Genomic DNA, 15,104 nt, shown 5'->3' with positions numbered 1-15,104 from the left:
GGGGTTCGTCGGGGAACGAAAGCGGTGGATCGCTGTGCATCTCACCCCCTGGTCTGCGCTCAATCTAAGGTCCGTCGCCGCCCACCGCTAGGGGGGACGACGTTGCACGACCGAGGGGACCTTCGGCCCTTACGTCTGCACGCGGTCTCCAGTGCGATGGAACCCACACAGAGGAGTACCCATGCCCACCATGCCTTCCCCTCCACCATCGACCCCCGAGTCCACCCCACCGCTCGTCACAACGCTGTCTGCAGCCGAATGCTGGGCATTGATCGAGCAGGGCGACATGGGTCGGATCGCTCTGGTCGACCCCACGGGCGACCCCGAAGTGTTCCCGGTGAACTATCTCAGCCGCAAGCGCATCGTCTACATCCGCACCGCGAACGACAGCAAGCTGCGTCACATCCGCTCCCATCCCGCTGTCGCCCTCGAGATCGACGGAGCCGACGGCACGCTTCACTGGAGCGTCCTCCTCCGCGGCATCGCCCAGCAGGTGACGACGGACGAAGAGCTCCGCGAGAGCGGCGCCGCCTCATTGCAGACCTCGACGCCGACACTCAAGCGCTACGTCATCCGTGTCGAACCTACGGCCGTCGCTGGCCGGAGATTTCGCGAACCGGGTCGTCTGACCCGCGGCGCGCCCGCCCTGCGGGATTCTCGCCCCCGCCGACCGGAGCCCGTACGACCCCAACCCATTCCGCACCTGCCACCGTTCCCTCGGTGACCGTCACCTGATCACCGCTGTGACGGTCGCAGGGGCCGCGAGCATCTCGTGGCTCGTGGATCCGAGGAGAAAGCGAGCGATCGCCCCGCGCCCGTGCGTTCCGACCACCACGAGTCGCGCGTGGAGAGCGAAACGGTTGAGGACGTCGGCGGCATCTCCGCGTTCAACCACACGCACGACGCGAAGGTCGGGGTAGTCCTCGGGGATTCCGGCGAGAGAGATGGCTTGAGCCTCTTCGGCCAGCGCCTGAAGATTGTCGAAGTATCCGTCGGGGTACCCGTCGAACTCCACGCTCAGCGGCACCGGTGTCCACGTCGTGACCGCGGTGAGCGTGTGGCCGTCGCGGTCCGCCTCGGCCGCGGCGAACGCGATGGCAGCTTCCGAGAGGTCGGAGCCATCGGCCCCGACAACGACGCCCTCCCGTTCCGAAAGATCGATGTCGGGAACGACGACGACCGGGCAGTGGGCCCCGGCCGCGATGCGCACGCCGTGGGGTCCTCGCCGAACGCTGCTCGTCGGACCCCGGTAGTCGCTGGCGATGACGAGAAGGCGGGCGGAGACGGATGCTTCGACCAGACGCTCGACCGGCCTCCCCTGGTAGACGAGCGCGCTCGCCGCCGCCCCCTGCGCGTGGGCTTCGTTCGCGTACCGCTCCAACCGCGCGCCCGCCTGCTCCATGGCTCTTTCGAGAACCTCCCCCTCCCCGATGACGCCGAGAGTGCCACCCACCACGGTCACGAGACGAAGCGCGCTCCCGCTTCTCACGGCGCGGTCGATCGCCCAGGTGACAGCTCGCCGCCCCGCGTCGCTGTCGGCAACGCGGTCGGCGACGCCGACGACGATCGTCTCGTTCACGACGTCACACGCCCGAGCGGCTCCGTGATCTCGGACGCGCGCGATCGGGCATCCGGGGGAACGGGAGAGATGGCGGCGGTGAGAGCACCGGTGATGTTGACGGGTTGGGTCGGAGGGAGGGCGAGATCCGCCGGGCCGATAGGTGCCGGAATCGTGAAGCTGCGTCGATCCACGTCGTTTCTCCTGTCATCTCGTCGTGCGGGAGGGATCCCCCGCATCGATCGTCTCGCCGGCGGCGACGCGTTCTCGGGTCGAAAGTCCCACGGTCCGTGCCCCCGGGCCGCCCAATGCGCGGAGGGAGTAGAGGATGGTGGCGACGTCGACGAGTTCCTGGATGAGCGCCCCTGCCACCGCGGGGATGGCGCCGGATGTCGCGATGATCATCAGCGCGGTGCTGAGCCCGATCCCTATCCAGATCGCCGTCATGGCGACCCGCAGGGTGTGCCGCCCGATCGCGACGGCCTCGACGACCTTCGTCAAGGAGTCCACCAGCACCACGACGTCGGCAGCGTCACCGGCGGCTGTCGCCCCGCGCGCTCCCATCGCGACCCCGATGTCCGCGGCGGCCAGCACCGGCGCATCGTTGATCCCGTCCCCCACCATCATCAGCGGGCGTGGAACCATTCGTGCGGCGTACTCCACCTTCTGGGCCGGGAGAAGGTCGGAGCGCACGACATCGATTCCCACCTGATCGGCGATCGCCGCGGCCGTCGATGGCCCGTCGCCCGTGAGCATGACGATGTTCTCCACCCCGTGGTCGCGCAACCACCGAACCACCTGCGCCGATTCCAGGCGGGCCGGATCGGCGAGCACGAGCGCGCCGGCGAAGCGCCCGTCGACGGCGACGTACGCGGCTGCCTCCCCGCCGTGGAGGGTGATCGGCATCGTCTCCGGCGCGACTTCCGCCACATAGCCGGGCTTGCCGACGACCACCTCCCGTCCATCGATCACCGCAGACACGCCCAGGGTGGCCACTTCGTCGGCATGTTCGGCCGCCCTCAGCGTCAACCCCCGCTCCGTGGCCGCGCGGCGGATCGTGTCTGCGAAGACGTGCGTGGAGTACTGCTCCGCTGAGGCGGCGAGACGGAGGAACTCATCGGCGTCGAACGGCGACGCGGGCCGCACCTCCGTCAACCGGGGACGGCCCTGGGTCAATGTGCCGGTCTTGTCGAAAGCGGCCGACCGCACCCGGGCCAGCTGCTCGATGACTCCGCCTCCTTTCAAGATGACGCCCGCCTTGGCCGATCGGGACAGCCCACCGAGGAACGCCACCGGAGCGGCGATCAGCAGCGGGCACGGCGTTGCGAGAACGAGAACCTCGGCGAACCGCTCCGGTAGTCCGGAGACGATCCACGCTCCACCAGCCAAGACGAGCGCCACCGCCGTGAACGGAACGGCGAACCGGTCCGCAAGGCGCACGACCGGCGCCCGAGAGGCTTGCGCGCTCTCCACGAGAGCGACGATCTGCTGGTATTGGCTCCGGTCGCTCGTCCGCTCCGCTCGCACACGCACCGCCCCGGTTCCATTGACGACGCCCGACAGCACGTGGTCCCCGCTCACCCGGGAAACCGGAAGGCTCTCACCGGTCAGCGAGGATTCGTCGAACGTTCCCGCGGAGCTCACGAGAACACCGTCGACCGGGATGATCTCCGACGGGCGGATGAGCAGGATGTCGCCCACCCGCACGTCGGCGACCGCCACATCGCGGGTCTCGGCCGAGCCCGCATCATCCGGTCGTGTCAACACGTGAGCGAGCCGCGGGGAGCGGTCGAGCAGCGTCGTAAGGTCCCGTTTCGCCCGGCGTGTGGCGTACTGCTCGAGAGCCTCCCCGCCCGAGAGCATGAGCACCACGATCAACGACGCGATGTACTCCCCCACGGCGAGCGTCGCCACCATCGCGACGACGGCGAGCACGTCGAGGCCCACATGACCGGCGAGGACATCTCCGACCATGCCCACGAGCGTCCAGGTGATGAACGCTGCCACCCACACCGTGGCCGACCAACGCGCGGTGTCTTCGCTTCCCATCACCGACAGGACGATGACACCGCCGAGTACCACGGCGGTGGCCGCCAGCGTCAGGAGGAGGAAGCGTCCAGGCCTGGTCACGGCGCGTGCGCCAGTGAGAACACCCGACCCGACACCGTGCGGGGCGTGATGCGCACCCACCGGTCCTTGGCCTCGGGCGCCCACGACTCCAGCCCACGTCGCTCGAACGCCTCGATCTCCGCGGACCTCTCGACCTCGGTGGCGTCTCCCTTCACGACCACGCTGAACGCCTCGTCGCGGTCGAAGCCGTCCACCTCGAAAGCCACCGACCGGTGGATCGTCAGCTCCAGCAGTTTCGTGCCCGGCGACGTGCGGAAGACGATGGCTCGCTCCACGACGAAGTGGTTGATCGGATAGATGTCGATCTCTTGCGCAACACTCGCGGCAATGCGCCCATATGGTGCTGCGGCGAGGACCCGCCAGCACTCCTCCTCCGAGAGAGGGCGTGTCGCACCCGGTTCATCGATGTCGCGAGTCATCATCGCTCTCCAGCTCGGCGAGTCCGCGAGGGGCTACGCGCCATGGCTGAGGGCGCGGGCCTTCAGGTGTTCGAACTCCTGCGCCGAGATCGCCCCGCTGTCCATCAGGGATTTCGCCTTCGTGATCTCGTCGGCGGGACTGGCCGTATCCGCAACTCCGCGGATGTACTCCTCAGCGGCCTGCTGAGCCCGCCGGGAGTCGCGTTCGGTGCGTTCCTGCATGCCCGGGCCTCTCGCGATGAGGTAGACGAGCACGGTGAGGAAAGGCACGAACACGAGGAAGAAGACCCAGACCGCCTTCCACCACCCGCTGAGCTTGTGGTCGCGGAACAGGTCGGCGACCACCGCGAAGAGCGCGAACAGGTAGGCAACGAAGGCGAAGATCCAGAAGAAACTCCACATCGCGCTCCACAGGTCGTTCCAGTTGAACATGATTGCTCCTTCGATGAATCAGTGAAGAACCGCGATGTCGACGCGCGACGTGCTCTCCCCACCCTCGTGCGCGCCACACGCCCTTCGTAGAGTCGTTGGTCCTGCCGGAACCGCATGGCCATCTCAGCGATCGGCGTCATGCATCGCTCCGTCGCGTGCCCGCCCCGCATCGACCAGATCTCGCCGCGGAAGCCAGCCGACGACGCCGAGCAGCGCGAGAACCAGCACCAGCTGCACCGTGCCGGTCGTGAAATAAAGGAACTGCAACCAGGACGTGCCACGGATCACCCCTGTCTCCACGAAGATCCAGATGAGCATCCCGAAGCCGGCTACCGCCGACCACAACAATCCCGACTCCCGACGCATCAGCAGCAGCGTGGCCGCGACAGCCTGGGTTCCACCGACGACGACCAACAGGATGAGCCCCGGCCACACGAAGGAGCGGAAAGGGCCGTCGACGAGGAACGAACCGGGCATGCCCATTCCGTCCGTCGCGAGGATGACGATTCCGCCGACGATCGCCGTCAGCGCTTGGAACAGAGCGAGGGCGATCAATGTCCACAGACCGACGGATCGCAGGCGTGCATGCATGGTGGGAACTTCCTCATCGATCGTGGGGTGGAGCCGCGCCCTGGAGAGGTCAGTACTCGAAGACGAGTCGAGCGAGCACCTTGCCGGAGAGGACTTCCGAGATCGCGTCGTTGACCTGGTCGAGGCTGCGGGGCTCCGCGATGATCCTGGTGTGTCCCGCCGCGTGCAGGGCGAACACCTCGGCGAGGTCCTGCCGGGTACCCACGATCGACCCGATGATCGAGATACCCTTCAGCACGGTCTCGAAGATCGACACCGTCATCTCCTGATCGGCGGGAAGCGCCACGCAGATCAGACGCCCGCCACGACTGAGCGAGGCGAACGCCTGCTCGAACACCCTCGGGGACGCTGCGAGAACGACCGCCACATCGGCGCCGCCGAGCTGCTGAAGGGCGGCGACGGGGTCGACTCTCGCCGCGTTCACGACGTGCTCGGCACCGAGTTCGTGGGCGAGATCCAGCTTGCCGTCATCGACATCGATGGCGACGACCGATCCGCCCATGATGCGCCCGTACTGCACGGCGAGGTGTCCGAGCCCGCCCACGCCGAACACCGCGACCTTCTCCGTGGGCACGATGTGCGCGACTTTGAGCGCCTTGTAGGTGGTGACACCCGCGCACGTCAGCGGAGCGGCATCCACCGACGAGATCCCGTCCGGGACGGGAACGGCGAAGCGCGCACTGGCGATCGCATATTCGGCGAAGGCGCCGTCCATGGAGTACCCCGTGTTCTGCTGCGACTCGCACAGCGTCTCCCGACCGTCGATGCAGTACCTGCACTCGCCGCACGCGTACCCGAGCCAGGGCAGCGCGACCCGCTCCCCGACGACCCGGCCGGTCACCCCGTCGCCGAGCGCCTCGACGATTCCGACGCCCTCATGTCCGGGAACGAACGGCGGGCTGGGCTTGACCGGCCAGTCGCCGCGGGCGGCGTGGATGTCGGTGTGGCAGAGACCGCACGTCTCCAATCGCACCAGGACCTGACCCGGTCCCGGCTCGGGGATCGCACGCTGCTGAATCTGCAGGGGCTCGGTGAACGAGGTGACGACGGCGGCTTTCACAGCTGCTCCTTCGGACAATCGCGGGAATGCCCCGCTCGACGATGGGAGCCGGCGACCCCCACGTTCATCCGACTGTGGTCACAACCCCGGCCGAGCAGAGGGACGAAGGTCCCCTCGATCACGATCCGGCCGCCGCGCCGACTTCTCAGATCAGGGGAAGGAAGGCCTCCCAGGCGGCGCGGCGGTTCGAGCGCGGATCGCCTTCGACACGGTCTGATTCAGCGAAGATCCTCGTGAAGCGGGTGACCTCGTCGTACGGCGGCCACACATCGGGAGCGGTGCCTCTCGTGGCGAAGTGCAGCCATGCATCGCGCATGCGATCTCCCGCGTCCGTGAAGGGCTTCCGCCCGCCGAACGCGGTGATCATCCGCGCGAAGGGTGCATCCGCCTGGTCGAACAGGGCGTACATCTCCAGACCGTGCGTGGCGTCGAGTCCCGCCCACCTCAGCAATCGTGGAGCGACGTCGAATCGGTAGCTGTGCACCCGAGCGAATCGCGAGTGATAGTCGGCGACCTTGACGCTCGGGTACCAGAACGCGTAGTCACCCGCGAAATCGGCGGTGCTCCTCCCCGATCGCAGCCCCGGGTACGCGTCGCCCATTCCGGCACGCGCAGCGGATGGCGCCGCCGCGAAGAGCGCCTCCACGCGGCTCGTCGAACGCGGCAGGATATCGATCCGCCCCCGGAAGACGCTGCCCTCGCGGTCGTTGGTCCCGATGATGAGTGGAACACGATGCGCGTGGCCGGTTCGGAAGGCGTGCAGAGGATGCTGCGGGAGCAGCCGCCCATCGATGACGGGGGCGAAGCAGAACGTGCCCGGATAGGACTGCGGAGTGCAGGCCTGCACGGCCAGGGCAGCGGTCACCAGAGCGGTCGCCGTCGTCGTGGTCAGAAGCGCGACGGTCTCTTCGGTGGTCAAGGGCCGAGGCCGCTCGTCGTGCTCGCTTCGACGGAGAGCGTCGACGAAGTCTGCCGCCCATGCCGCGGCGAGTGCGCGGTCGTACGCCGCGTTCGCCGGCGAGCTCTGAGCGATCGCCCGGGCGAACAAACCGCCCGCGGAAGGGATCGTCATCAGAGTCGTGATCGCGTTGCCGCCGGCTGACTCCCCGAAGACCGTGACGTTTCCGGGATCCCCACCGAATGCGGCGATGTTGCGATGGACCCATCGCAGCGCGGCGACCTGGTCGCGGAGCCCGAGATTGGAGTCGATACGCCGATATCGACTCGAGTAACGGCTGAAGTCGAGGTAGCCGAGGGCGCCGAGTCGATAGCTGAAGCTGACGTAGAGCACCTCTCCGGTGCGCACGAAGCTCCGCCCCTCCCCGCTGAAGTCGCGCGATGACCCGGCACTGTAGCCCCCGCCGTGGATGAACACCATCACGGGCATCCGCCGCACGGTCGGTTCGGCGGGAGAGACGACGTTGATCGTCAGGCAGTCCTCGCCCTGGGGGATTCCCGGAGCGACACCGGCGAACTGCCCGTTCTGCAGCTGGGTGGCGACCGGTCCGAACGTCGACGCGTCGCGCATCCCCGCCCATGGCCGCACCGGTCGAGGGGAACGGAATCTGAGCGGACCGATCGGAGCGTCTGCGTAGGGGATGCCGCGCCACGCGATCGAGTCGCCCTCGCGGACACCCCGGACAAACCCGCCGGTCACCCTGACGTCCCGCGCCCGCGGAGCAGCTCTTCTCATCGACTCTGCCTCACTGCGGCCTCCCACTCACGTCATCCGGAGAAGTGACCCGCAGCGCCGGATACCCCCACGACGGAAGGAAACGTCGGTTTACTGCCGAGGAGGTGCCCGGATGCTGTTGTTCCGAGGCTCGTGCGAGATTTCGGCCATGCCCAGGGCTTCGAGAAGAGGCGGGAGGTACATCCCGAACCGGCCTCGGTACCCGCTGCGGAGCCCGTACCACCCGCCGATGGGGTTGTCGTCCGCCCGCCCGAAATGCTCGACCGTTCCCCGCTGAGCGACCTTCTTCTCGTCCGCCGCCCCCAGCGGCACCCACTCGTCGCGGTCGAGAAGCCACGTGTGGAGATCGTCTATCGCACGCGCACGGTAGCGGAGCGTGGTCGCGCCTACCTGGCAGACGAGCTCGGGCGGGTCGACCGCATCGTCGATGTACATCGTGTAGGCCGAACTCGAGGGGCGATCGCGATCGATGCCCGATCGAGAAACCGCGATCGCCCCTCGTCACCACGCAGGTGTGGCGGAAGGAGACGAGTCCCAAAACTTGCCTCGCGGTCATGGTGCCTCGGTGCGCACTGGATCCACGGGACCAAAGTCCCGCAGGATCCCACCGAGCCCGCCGCCGATCGATCGCGCGAGTAGCGTTGTCGGGATGACGGAATCGCAGTGGCACCCCTCCGAAGACGGCATCAATTTCCACACCCGCAAATGGGTCAAGCCCGAAGACCTCAACGCGAACGGCACGCTGTTCGGCGGCAGTCTGCTGCGCTGGATAGACGAGGAAGCGGCGATCTACGCGATCATCCAGCTCGGCAACTACCGGGTGGTCACGAAGCTGATCTCGGAGATCAACTTCGAAGCGTCTGCGTTGCAGGGCGACCTGATCGAGATGGGGCTGACGGCCACGCGATTCGGGCGCACGTCGCTCACGATGCGCGCGGTCGTGCGCAACATGATCACGCGCAAGCGCATCCTCACCATCGAGCGGCTCGTCTTCGTGAGCGTCGACGAGGACGGTCAGCCGAAGCCGCACGGCTACCGCGAGATCACCTACGACCGCGATCGGATGCCGCGAGAGCACCCGGCGACGGGCAGCATCCGCCTCGGGTAGGGGCTCTGACCGCTCCCCCACCCGCCGCCTGCGGGCGTCCCCCGCGGGGTATTCGCCCAAAACGGATGAAGTATCCGTTTCGGGCGTAGAGTGGAGGAATGAGCAGCACCGTTCGTGCCGACGCCGCGCGTAGCCGCGAGCGCATCCTGGCGGTCGCGAAGGGGCGGGATGCGGCGGAGCTGCGGCTCAACGACATCGCGCGCGATGCGGGCGTCGGAGTCGGCACGGTCTACCGCCACTTCCCGAACGTTCGAGCCCTGGTCGAAGCGTTGAGCGTCGAGTCGCTCCGCCGACTCAACGAGGCGGCGGAGGCTGCGACGCGCGAAGCAGATGCCGTCGTGGCGCTCCGCCGGTTTCTCGCCGACGCTCTCGCCCTGCAGCTGTCCGACTCCGGCCTGCAGGCGGTGCTCGTCGACCTCGAGCGCTCCGACCCGATCGTGCACAGCGAGTGCACCGCCGCACGAGCGCAGGTCTCCGCCGGCTTCGGCGCCGTCCTCGTCCGCGCCCAGGCGACGGGCGCCGTGCGCGCCGATCTCTCCGCCGCGCAGTTGCAGCGGCTCGTGTGCGGTGTGGAGCACGCCGTAAGGCTCGGGTCGCCGGCCGATCAGCAGCTGCTCCTCGACATTCTCATCGCCGGCATTCGCGCCTGAAAGGACTGCCCATGGACTACGGACACGACCTGCTCTTCGGAGCCTTCCTCACTCCGACGGCCGGCGACCCGCAGGCGCCGGTCGCGCTCGCCCAGCTCGCCGAGGCGTCGGAGCTCGACCTCGTCACCTTCCAAGACCATCCCTACCAACCGTCGTTCCTCGATACCTGGACCCTCATGTCCTACGTCGCAGCCGCCACCGAACGCATCCGCATCGCCCCCAACGTGCTCAACGTGCCGCTGCGACCGCCGGCGGTCCTGGCGGGAGCCGCGGCCAGTCTCGACCTCCTCTCCGGCGGGCGTCTCGACCTGGGCCTCGGCGCGGGAGGGTTCTGGGACGCCATCGAGGCGATGGGAACACCGAAGCTCACCCCGGGGCAGGCTGTCGACGCCCTCGAGGAGGCGATCGAGATCATCAGAGGCCGCTGGGACACCTCGCAACGCGGCGGACTGTTCACCCACGGCACGACGCATGCGGTGCACGGGGCCAAACGCGGCCCCCGTCCGGCCCACGACATCCCGATCTGGCTCGGGGCGAGAAAGCCACGGATGCTGGCACTCGTCGGCCGCGCCGCTGACGGGTGGCTGCCATCGCTCCCGTGGCTCGAGCCCGGCGACTACGCCCGCGGCAACACCCGGATCGACGAGGCCGCACGCGCGGCGGGTCGGGATCCGCGGGCGATCCGGCGCCTGCTGAACGTCGGACCATCGGGCGCCGACCCGCGAGCCTGGGCCGAGGAACTCGCGGGATACACGCTCGCCGATGGCGTATCGACCTTCATCGCGATGGCCGATGATCCGCGCGCTCTGCAGCGTTTCGGAGAAGAGGTCGCCCCGGCGGTGCGCGAGCTCGTGGCTCGCGAGCGCGCCGTGCGCGGGGTCGCTCCCGCGCCGACCCGATCGGTCGCAGCGCTCTCGCGGCGCCGGGCCGGCATCGACTACGACGCCGCCCCTGCGGGCGTCCACACCGTCGAGCCGGGCGACTTCGACTACCCCGACGTCGCCAACACCTACATGCGCGGAGGTCGGCCGGGCATCGTGCTCCAGCCCTCCGACGCGGCGCAGGTGTCACGCGCTGTCACCTTCGCCCGGCAGCATCCGGACATCGCCCTCTCGGTGCGAAGCGGCGGTCACGGCATCTCGGGACGCAGCACGAACGACGGCGGCATCGTCATCGATCTGCGACGGATGAACACCATCGAGGTGCTCGATGCCGAGCGGCGCCTGGTGCGCATCGGGGCCGGCGCGCGCTGGGCCGAGGTCGCCGCCGCACTGGGCGAGCACGGCTGGGCCCTGAGCTCGGGCGACTACGGCGGCGTCGGGGTGGGCGGGCTCGCGACGGCGGGCGGCATCGGGTGGCTCGTGCGCGAGCACGGGCTCACGATCGACCATGTGCGAGCCGTAGAGGTGGTGCTGGCCGACGGCTCGATCGTGCGCGCGGACACGGAGAACGATCCCGATCTGTTCTGGGGGATGCGGGGAGCGGGCGCCAACATGGGCATCGCGACCTCGTTCGACTTCGAGGTCGACGAGGTCGGCGAGGTCGGCTGGGCGCAACTCGTGTTCGAGGCGAGCGACGCGGCCGGATTCCTCGAGGGCTGGGGCGCTGCGGTGCAGGCTTCGCCGCGAGATCTCACGAGCTTCCTCATCATGCAGGCCGCCCGGCAGGGGCAACCGCAGACGGCTTTCGTGATGGCGATGATCGACTCCGCCGACCCCGACACCATCATCGAGCGCCTGCAGCCCTTCGCACAGCTCGGCCCCCTTCTCCAGCAATCGGTGCAGGTGACGACCTACGCACAGGTGATGGCGAACGCCGACCTCGGTCCGCAGCAGGGTGCGGGAGAACCCATCACCCGCTCGGCCCTGGTCGACGCCCTCACGCCCGAGCTCTCGGCGTCGATGGCACGACTGCTCGACAGCGGTGCGACGCACTTCTTCTCCCTGCGCGCCGTAGGCGGCGCGGTCGCCGACGTCCCCGAAGACGCCACCGCATACGCGCATCGGTCTGCGGCTTTCTCGGTCGCGACATTCGGGGCGAACGAAGCGCGGCTGGAAGCGGCCTGGCGGGAGATCGCCGCCCACTCGCGCGGCCTCTATCTGAGCTTCGAGACGTCGCTGCGCCCCGAGCGCATCGCCGAAGCCTTCCCGCCGGCCACCCTCGAACGCCTCCGCGCGATCAAGTCGCGAGTCGACCCGGAGAACGTGTTCCGCGACAATTTCGCTATCGCCGCGACAGGCTGACACGGATAGGTCGCTCCCACCCGGGCGGCGATCGACCGCGGGGAGCAATGATCGGATGGGAAGAGGTGCGTGTGGGTGAGTTCGGGTTCTCCTGGGTGGGCTTGGCCTTCCTTCTCGCGCTGTTCGTGCCGAATCTGATCTAGGCGCGCACGGCGAGGCCGACGGGCTACGACCCCGCGACGGAGAATCGCACGCTCGGAGTACTGGAACGTGTCGGACAGGTCGCGACCACGGCGGCCGCGCTTCTTTTCGCCGACACCAACACGAGACCGTGGACGCCGTGGTCGTGGTGGCTGATCGCCGCCACCGGGCTCATGGTCGCCTACGAGCTGACCTGGGTGCGGTACTTCGTCAGCGACCGATCCATGCAGGACTTCACTCGACCCCTTCTCGGCGTCCCCGTACCTCTCGCGGTGCTGCCGATCGCGGCGTTCGTGCTCCTCGGGATCTACGGACCCGCCCCGGCGCTCATCGTCGCCGCTCTCATCCTCGGAGTCGGGCACATCGGGATCCATCTGGGCCATGCGCGGCAGTCGCCACCACTCCGAAGTCAACGACACGTGGCCTGACGCCCGTCCCGCTGCTCTCGCCCTTCCATGAGCCTCGACACCGTATGATGAATTCATCAAGTCGTTATACAACGGCGATCATGCATCTCGAGGAGAGTCCCCATGGGTCTGGACAGCGGCGAGCGCCCCCTCTACGAGATCAAGGCGAACCTGTTCAAAGGACTAGCCCATCCCTACCGCATCCGGGTGCTCGAGATCCTCGCGGGCGTGGAGGAAGCACCGGTGTCGGATCTCATCATCGAGACGGGGCTCGAGGCGTCGCATCTCTCGCAGCACCTCTCCGTTCTGCGGCGCTACGGACTGGTCGTGTCCGAGCGTCGGGCGAACGTCGTGTACTACCGCTTGGCGTTCCCACAGGTGGCCGACCTGTTGCGGGTTGCCCGCCTGCTCCTGGGCGAACTGCTGCAGGACTCGCAGCGACACCAGGCCTCCGCTCTGACTCTGCCGGCCATCGCATCCCGTCGATGAACGTCCCGTCGGGGTCGCTTCGATCGTTGCTGCCTCGCCGACAGGACTACACCGCGTTCCGTCGCAGCTGGCGGCGAGATCTGGTCGCCGGCGTCACCGTCGCCATCGTCGCCCTTCCCCTGGCATTGGCGTTCGGGGTCAGCTCCGGCATGGGGGCGGAAGCCGGTCTCGTCACGGCGATCGTCGCCGGTCTCGTCGCCGCCGTCTTCGGCGGCTCCCCCGTGCAGGTGTCGGGACCGACCGGCGCGATGGTAGTGATCCTCGGCCCCATCGTGGTCGCCCACGGTGTCGGCTCCGTGGTGGTCATCAGCATCCTGGCCGGCGTCATCGTGCTGCTCGCCGGGGTGATGCGCCTCGGGCGCACGGTGAGCTACATCCCCTGGCCCGTGATCGAGGGATTCACGGTCGGCATCGGTGTGATCATCTTCCTCCAGCAGGTGCCCGGCGCTGTGGGGGTCAGCGGGGCCGCACACAGCACCAACGCGCTCGTCGCCGCCGTGCAGTCGGTGATGAGCGCGAGCTGGCCCGCCGCACTCCTCCCGCTCGGCGTCGTCGCATCGGTCGCCGTCCTGATGCTGGCGCTGGGGCGGATCAGCGGGCGGCTCCCCGCATCCTTCATCGCCATCGCCGTCGTCACGATGGGTGCGTCTCTTCTCAGCCTTCCGATCGATGCGATCGGCGAGTTGCCGCAGTCCCTCCCCGCGCCATCGCTGCCCGTCGTCGATGTCGGCACCCTACCGAGCCTGCTCGCGCCGGCATTCGCCGTGGCCGCGCTGGCGGCGATCGAGTCGCTGCTCTCGGCCAGGGTCGCCGCATCGATGTCGGACACCGATCCGGTCGACGCCGACCGCGAACTGTTCGGTCAAGGACTCGCGTCTATCGCGTCGGGCTTCTTCGGGGGGATGCCCGCCACCGGCGCGATCGCTCGAACTGCCGTCAACGTACGGTCCGGCGCCCGAACACGAGCATCCGCGATCGTGCACTCCCTGGCGCTTCTCGCGGTGGTCTATCTGGCCGCTCACGTCGTCGCGGTGATTCCTCTGGCCGCGCTCTCCGGGGTGCTCATGGTGACGGCGGCCAGGATGATCTCCCCCACCGTCGTCAGGCAGGTGCTGCGGTCCACCCGTTCCGACGCGATCGTCTTCGTCGTCACGGCGCTCGTCACCCTGAGCTTCGACCTGATCGTCGCGGTCGGTATCGGCATCGCCGTCGCCGGGTTCTTCGCGCTGCGCGCGCTCAGCGCGGCGAGCGGTGTGCACCGGGAGGAACTGCCGGGGCCGCCCGTCGTCGGGGACGAGCGCATCGCCCTCTTCCGCATCGATGGTTCGCTGTTCTTCGGAGCGGCCGAGCGGATCCTCGACCGCATCAGCGCCCACGCGGGCATCGAGGTCGTCATCCTTCGTCTGTCCCAACTGCAGCTCATCGACGCCACGGGCGCACGCACCCTCACGCAGCTCGTGACCGCGCTGGAGCGGCGCGGCATCACGGTGCTCATCAAGGGAATCAGACCCGAACACCTGAGCGTGCTCGAGCGACTGGGTGTCATCAGCTCCCTTCGGCACCCTCGCCATCTCTTCGTCGAAGTGGATGCTGCGATCGCTCACGCCCGATCCCATATCAGCCGAACCGCGGCGAGAGGATGAGCACCGACAGCGGCGACGCCCCTCTCCCGCCACGACAGGGCCCGCCCGCGATCCGCATCAGCCGCCGGACGCTCCTTCTCGGCGCCGGCGCCCTCACCGCGATCGGGGCGACGAGCTACTGGCTCACCGAGGGACAGCCCCGGAACCCGGGCGCTTCCTTCGCGACGCCCCTGCGGATTCCGCCGCTCCTGGAGTCGGAGATGATCGACGGCGAGAGGGTGTTCCGCCTCCTGGCGCAAGCCGGTGATACCGAGCTCGTGCCGGGCACGAGGTTCGCGACCATGGGGTTCAACGGCACCTACCTGGGTCCGACGATCCGGGGCAGGCGGGGCGAACGCGTACGCATCCACGTGACGAACGACCTCAAGATGCCGACCACCGCGCACTGGCACGGCATGGTGCTTCCAGCGACACAGGACGGCACACCCCACCAGAGCATCATCCCCTCGGACACCTGGACCGCCGCCTGGCAGATCGACCAACCGGCAGCGACGCTCTGGTACCACCCGCACCCCCCATGGACAGACCGAGCTGCAGGTC

Annotated in this window: 16 protein-coding genes and 1 pseudogene; 8 read left to right on the top strand and 9 right to left on the bottom strand. The window is 68.4% G+C overall.

What is annotated here, in order from left to right; genetic code table 11:
* The first annotated feature begins 181 nt into the window (after positions 1-181).
* The gene (locus FVP77_RS04130; protein WP_147893368.1) at positions 182-724 is read left to right on the top strand and encodes a pyridoxamine 5'-phosphate oxidase family protein; all 543 of its coding nucleotides are present in this window, start codon (positions 182-184) and stop codon (positions 722-724) included.
* A 3-nt stretch (positions 725-727) separates the two neighbouring features.
* On the opposite strand, the gene FVP77_RS04125 is transcribed toward FVP77_RS04130, so the two are convergent.
* The 9 genes from FVP77_RS04125 to FVP77_RS04090 form a co-directional block, all read right to left on the bottom strand.
* A complete protein-coding gene (locus FVP77_RS04125; RefSeq protein WP_147893367.1) occupies positions 728-1,579 on the bottom strand; it encodes a universal stress protein in 852 nt (283 codons plus the stop codon).
* Positions 1,576-1,752, bottom strand: a complete 177-nt coding sequence (locus FVP77_RS16740; protein WP_187266812.1) for a hypothetical protein — start codon at positions 1,750-1,752, stop codon at positions 1,576-1,578. The genes FVP77_RS04125 and FVP77_RS16740 overlap by 4 nt, the downstream gene beginning before the upstream one ends.
* 13 nt (positions 1,753-1,765) lie before the next feature.
* Positions 1,766-3,688: a heavy metal translocating P-type ATPase gene (locus tag FVP77_RS04120; protein ID WP_246133961.1), complete on the bottom strand. Its 1,923-nt coding sequence runs from the start codon at positions 3,686-3,688 to the stop codon at positions 1,766-1,768.
* Positions 3,685-4,110 (bottom strand): pyridoxamine 5'-phosphate oxidase family protein, encoded by a 426-nt coding sequence (locus tag FVP77_RS04115; protein WP_147893366.1) that lies wholly within the window; start codon positions 4,108-4,110, stop codon positions 3,685-3,687. The genes FVP77_RS04120 and FVP77_RS04115 overlap by 4 nt, the downstream gene beginning before the upstream one ends.
* A 30-nt stretch (positions 4,111-4,140) precedes the next feature.
* Positions 4,141-4,539: an SHOCT domain-containing protein gene (locus FVP77_RS04110; protein ID WP_147893365.1), complete on the bottom strand. Its 399-nt coding sequence runs from the start codon at positions 4,537-4,539 to the stop codon at positions 4,141-4,143.
* A 123-nt stretch (positions 4,540-4,662) separates the two neighbouring features.
* Entirely contained in the window at positions 4,663-5,130 is a 468-nt protein-coding gene (locus FVP77_RS04105; RefSeq protein WP_147893364.1) for a hypothetical protein, read from the bottom strand.
* Between the two features lie 49 nt (positions 5,131-5,179).
* On the bottom strand, positions 5,180-6,190 hold the full coding sequence (gene adhP / locus FVP77_RS04100) for an alcohol dehydrogenase AdhP (RefSeq protein ID WP_147893363.1): 1,011 nt from the start codon (positions 6,188-6,190) through the stop codon (positions 5,180-5,182).
* A 145-nt stretch (positions 6,191-6,335) separates the two neighbouring features.
* The gene (locus FVP77_RS04095; protein ID WP_147893362.1) at positions 6,336-7,883 is read right to left on the bottom strand and encodes a carboxylesterase/lipase family protein; all 1,548 of its coding nucleotides are present in this window, start codon (positions 7,881-7,883) and stop codon (positions 6,336-6,338) included.
* Between the two features lie 90 nt (positions 7,884-7,973).
* Positions 7,974-8,354 (bottom strand): DUF6855 family protein, encoded by a 381-nt coding sequence (locus FVP77_RS04090; protein WP_342779745.1) that lies wholly within the window; start codon positions 8,352-8,354, stop codon positions 7,974-7,976.
* 178 nt (positions 8,355-8,532) lie between these two features.
* Between FVP77_RS04090 and FVP77_RS04085 the strand changes: the two genes are divergently transcribed.
* The 7 genes and pseudogenes from FVP77_RS04085 to FVP77_RS17225 all read left to right on the top strand — a co-directional run.
* Positions 8,533-8,991 carry an acyl-CoA thioesterase gene (locus FVP77_RS04085; protein ID WP_147893360.1) on the top strand — a complete coding sequence of 153 codons (459 nt, stop codon included), beginning with the start codon at positions 8,533-8,535 and terminating at the stop codon, positions 8,989-8,991.
* Between the two features lie 98 nt (positions 8,992-9,089).
* Complete coding sequence (locus FVP77_RS04080; RefSeq protein WP_147893359.1) at positions 9,090-9,641, top strand: TetR/AcrR family transcriptional regulator; 552 nt, start codon at positions 9,090-9,092, stop codon at positions 9,639-9,641.
* Positions 9,642-9,652: 11 nt separating this feature from the next.
* Positions 9,653-11,884 (top strand): LLM class flavin-dependent oxidoreductase, encoded by a 2,232-nt coding sequence (locus tag FVP77_RS04075; RefSeq protein ID WP_147893358.1) that lies wholly within the window; start codon positions 9,653-9,655, stop codon positions 11,882-11,884.
* Between the two features lie 314 nt (positions 11,885-12,198).
* Positions 12,199-12,453 carry a hypothetical protein gene (locus tag FVP77_RS16920; RefSeq protein WP_222707690.1) on the top strand — a complete coding sequence of 85 codons (255 nt, stop codon included), beginning with the start codon at positions 12,199-12,201 and terminating at the stop codon, positions 12,451-12,453.
* A 102-nt stretch (positions 12,454-12,555) separates the two neighbouring features.
* Positions 12,556-12,921 carry an ArsR/SmtB family transcription factor gene (locus tag FVP77_RS04065; RefSeq protein ID WP_147893357.1) on the top strand — a complete coding sequence of 122 codons (366 nt, stop codon included), beginning with the start codon at positions 12,556-12,558 and terminating at the stop codon, positions 12,919-12,921.
* On the top strand, positions 12,918-14,564 hold the full coding sequence (locus FVP77_RS04060) for a SulP family inorganic anion transporter (protein WP_147893356.1): 1,647 nt from the start codon (positions 12,918-12,920) through the stop codon (positions 14,562-14,564). Before FVP77_RS04065 ends, FVP77_RS04060 begins: the two co-directional genes overlap by 4 nt.
* Positions 14,561-15,100: pseudogene (locus tag FVP77_RS17225) on the top strand (multicopper oxidase domain-containing protein); the annotation flags it as partial. The gene FVP77_RS04060 and the pseudogene FVP77_RS17225, both read left to right, overlap by 4 nt.
* Between the last annotated feature and the right edge of the window lie 4 nt (positions 15,101-15,104).

The organism is Microbacterium hatanonis (assembly GCF_008017415.1).
Taxonomy (GTDB): Bacteria; Actinomycetota; Actinomycetes; order Actinomycetales; family Microbacteriaceae; genus Microbacterium; species Microbacterium hatanonis.
This window is presented reverse-complemented; position numbering and strand designations above follow the sequence as displayed.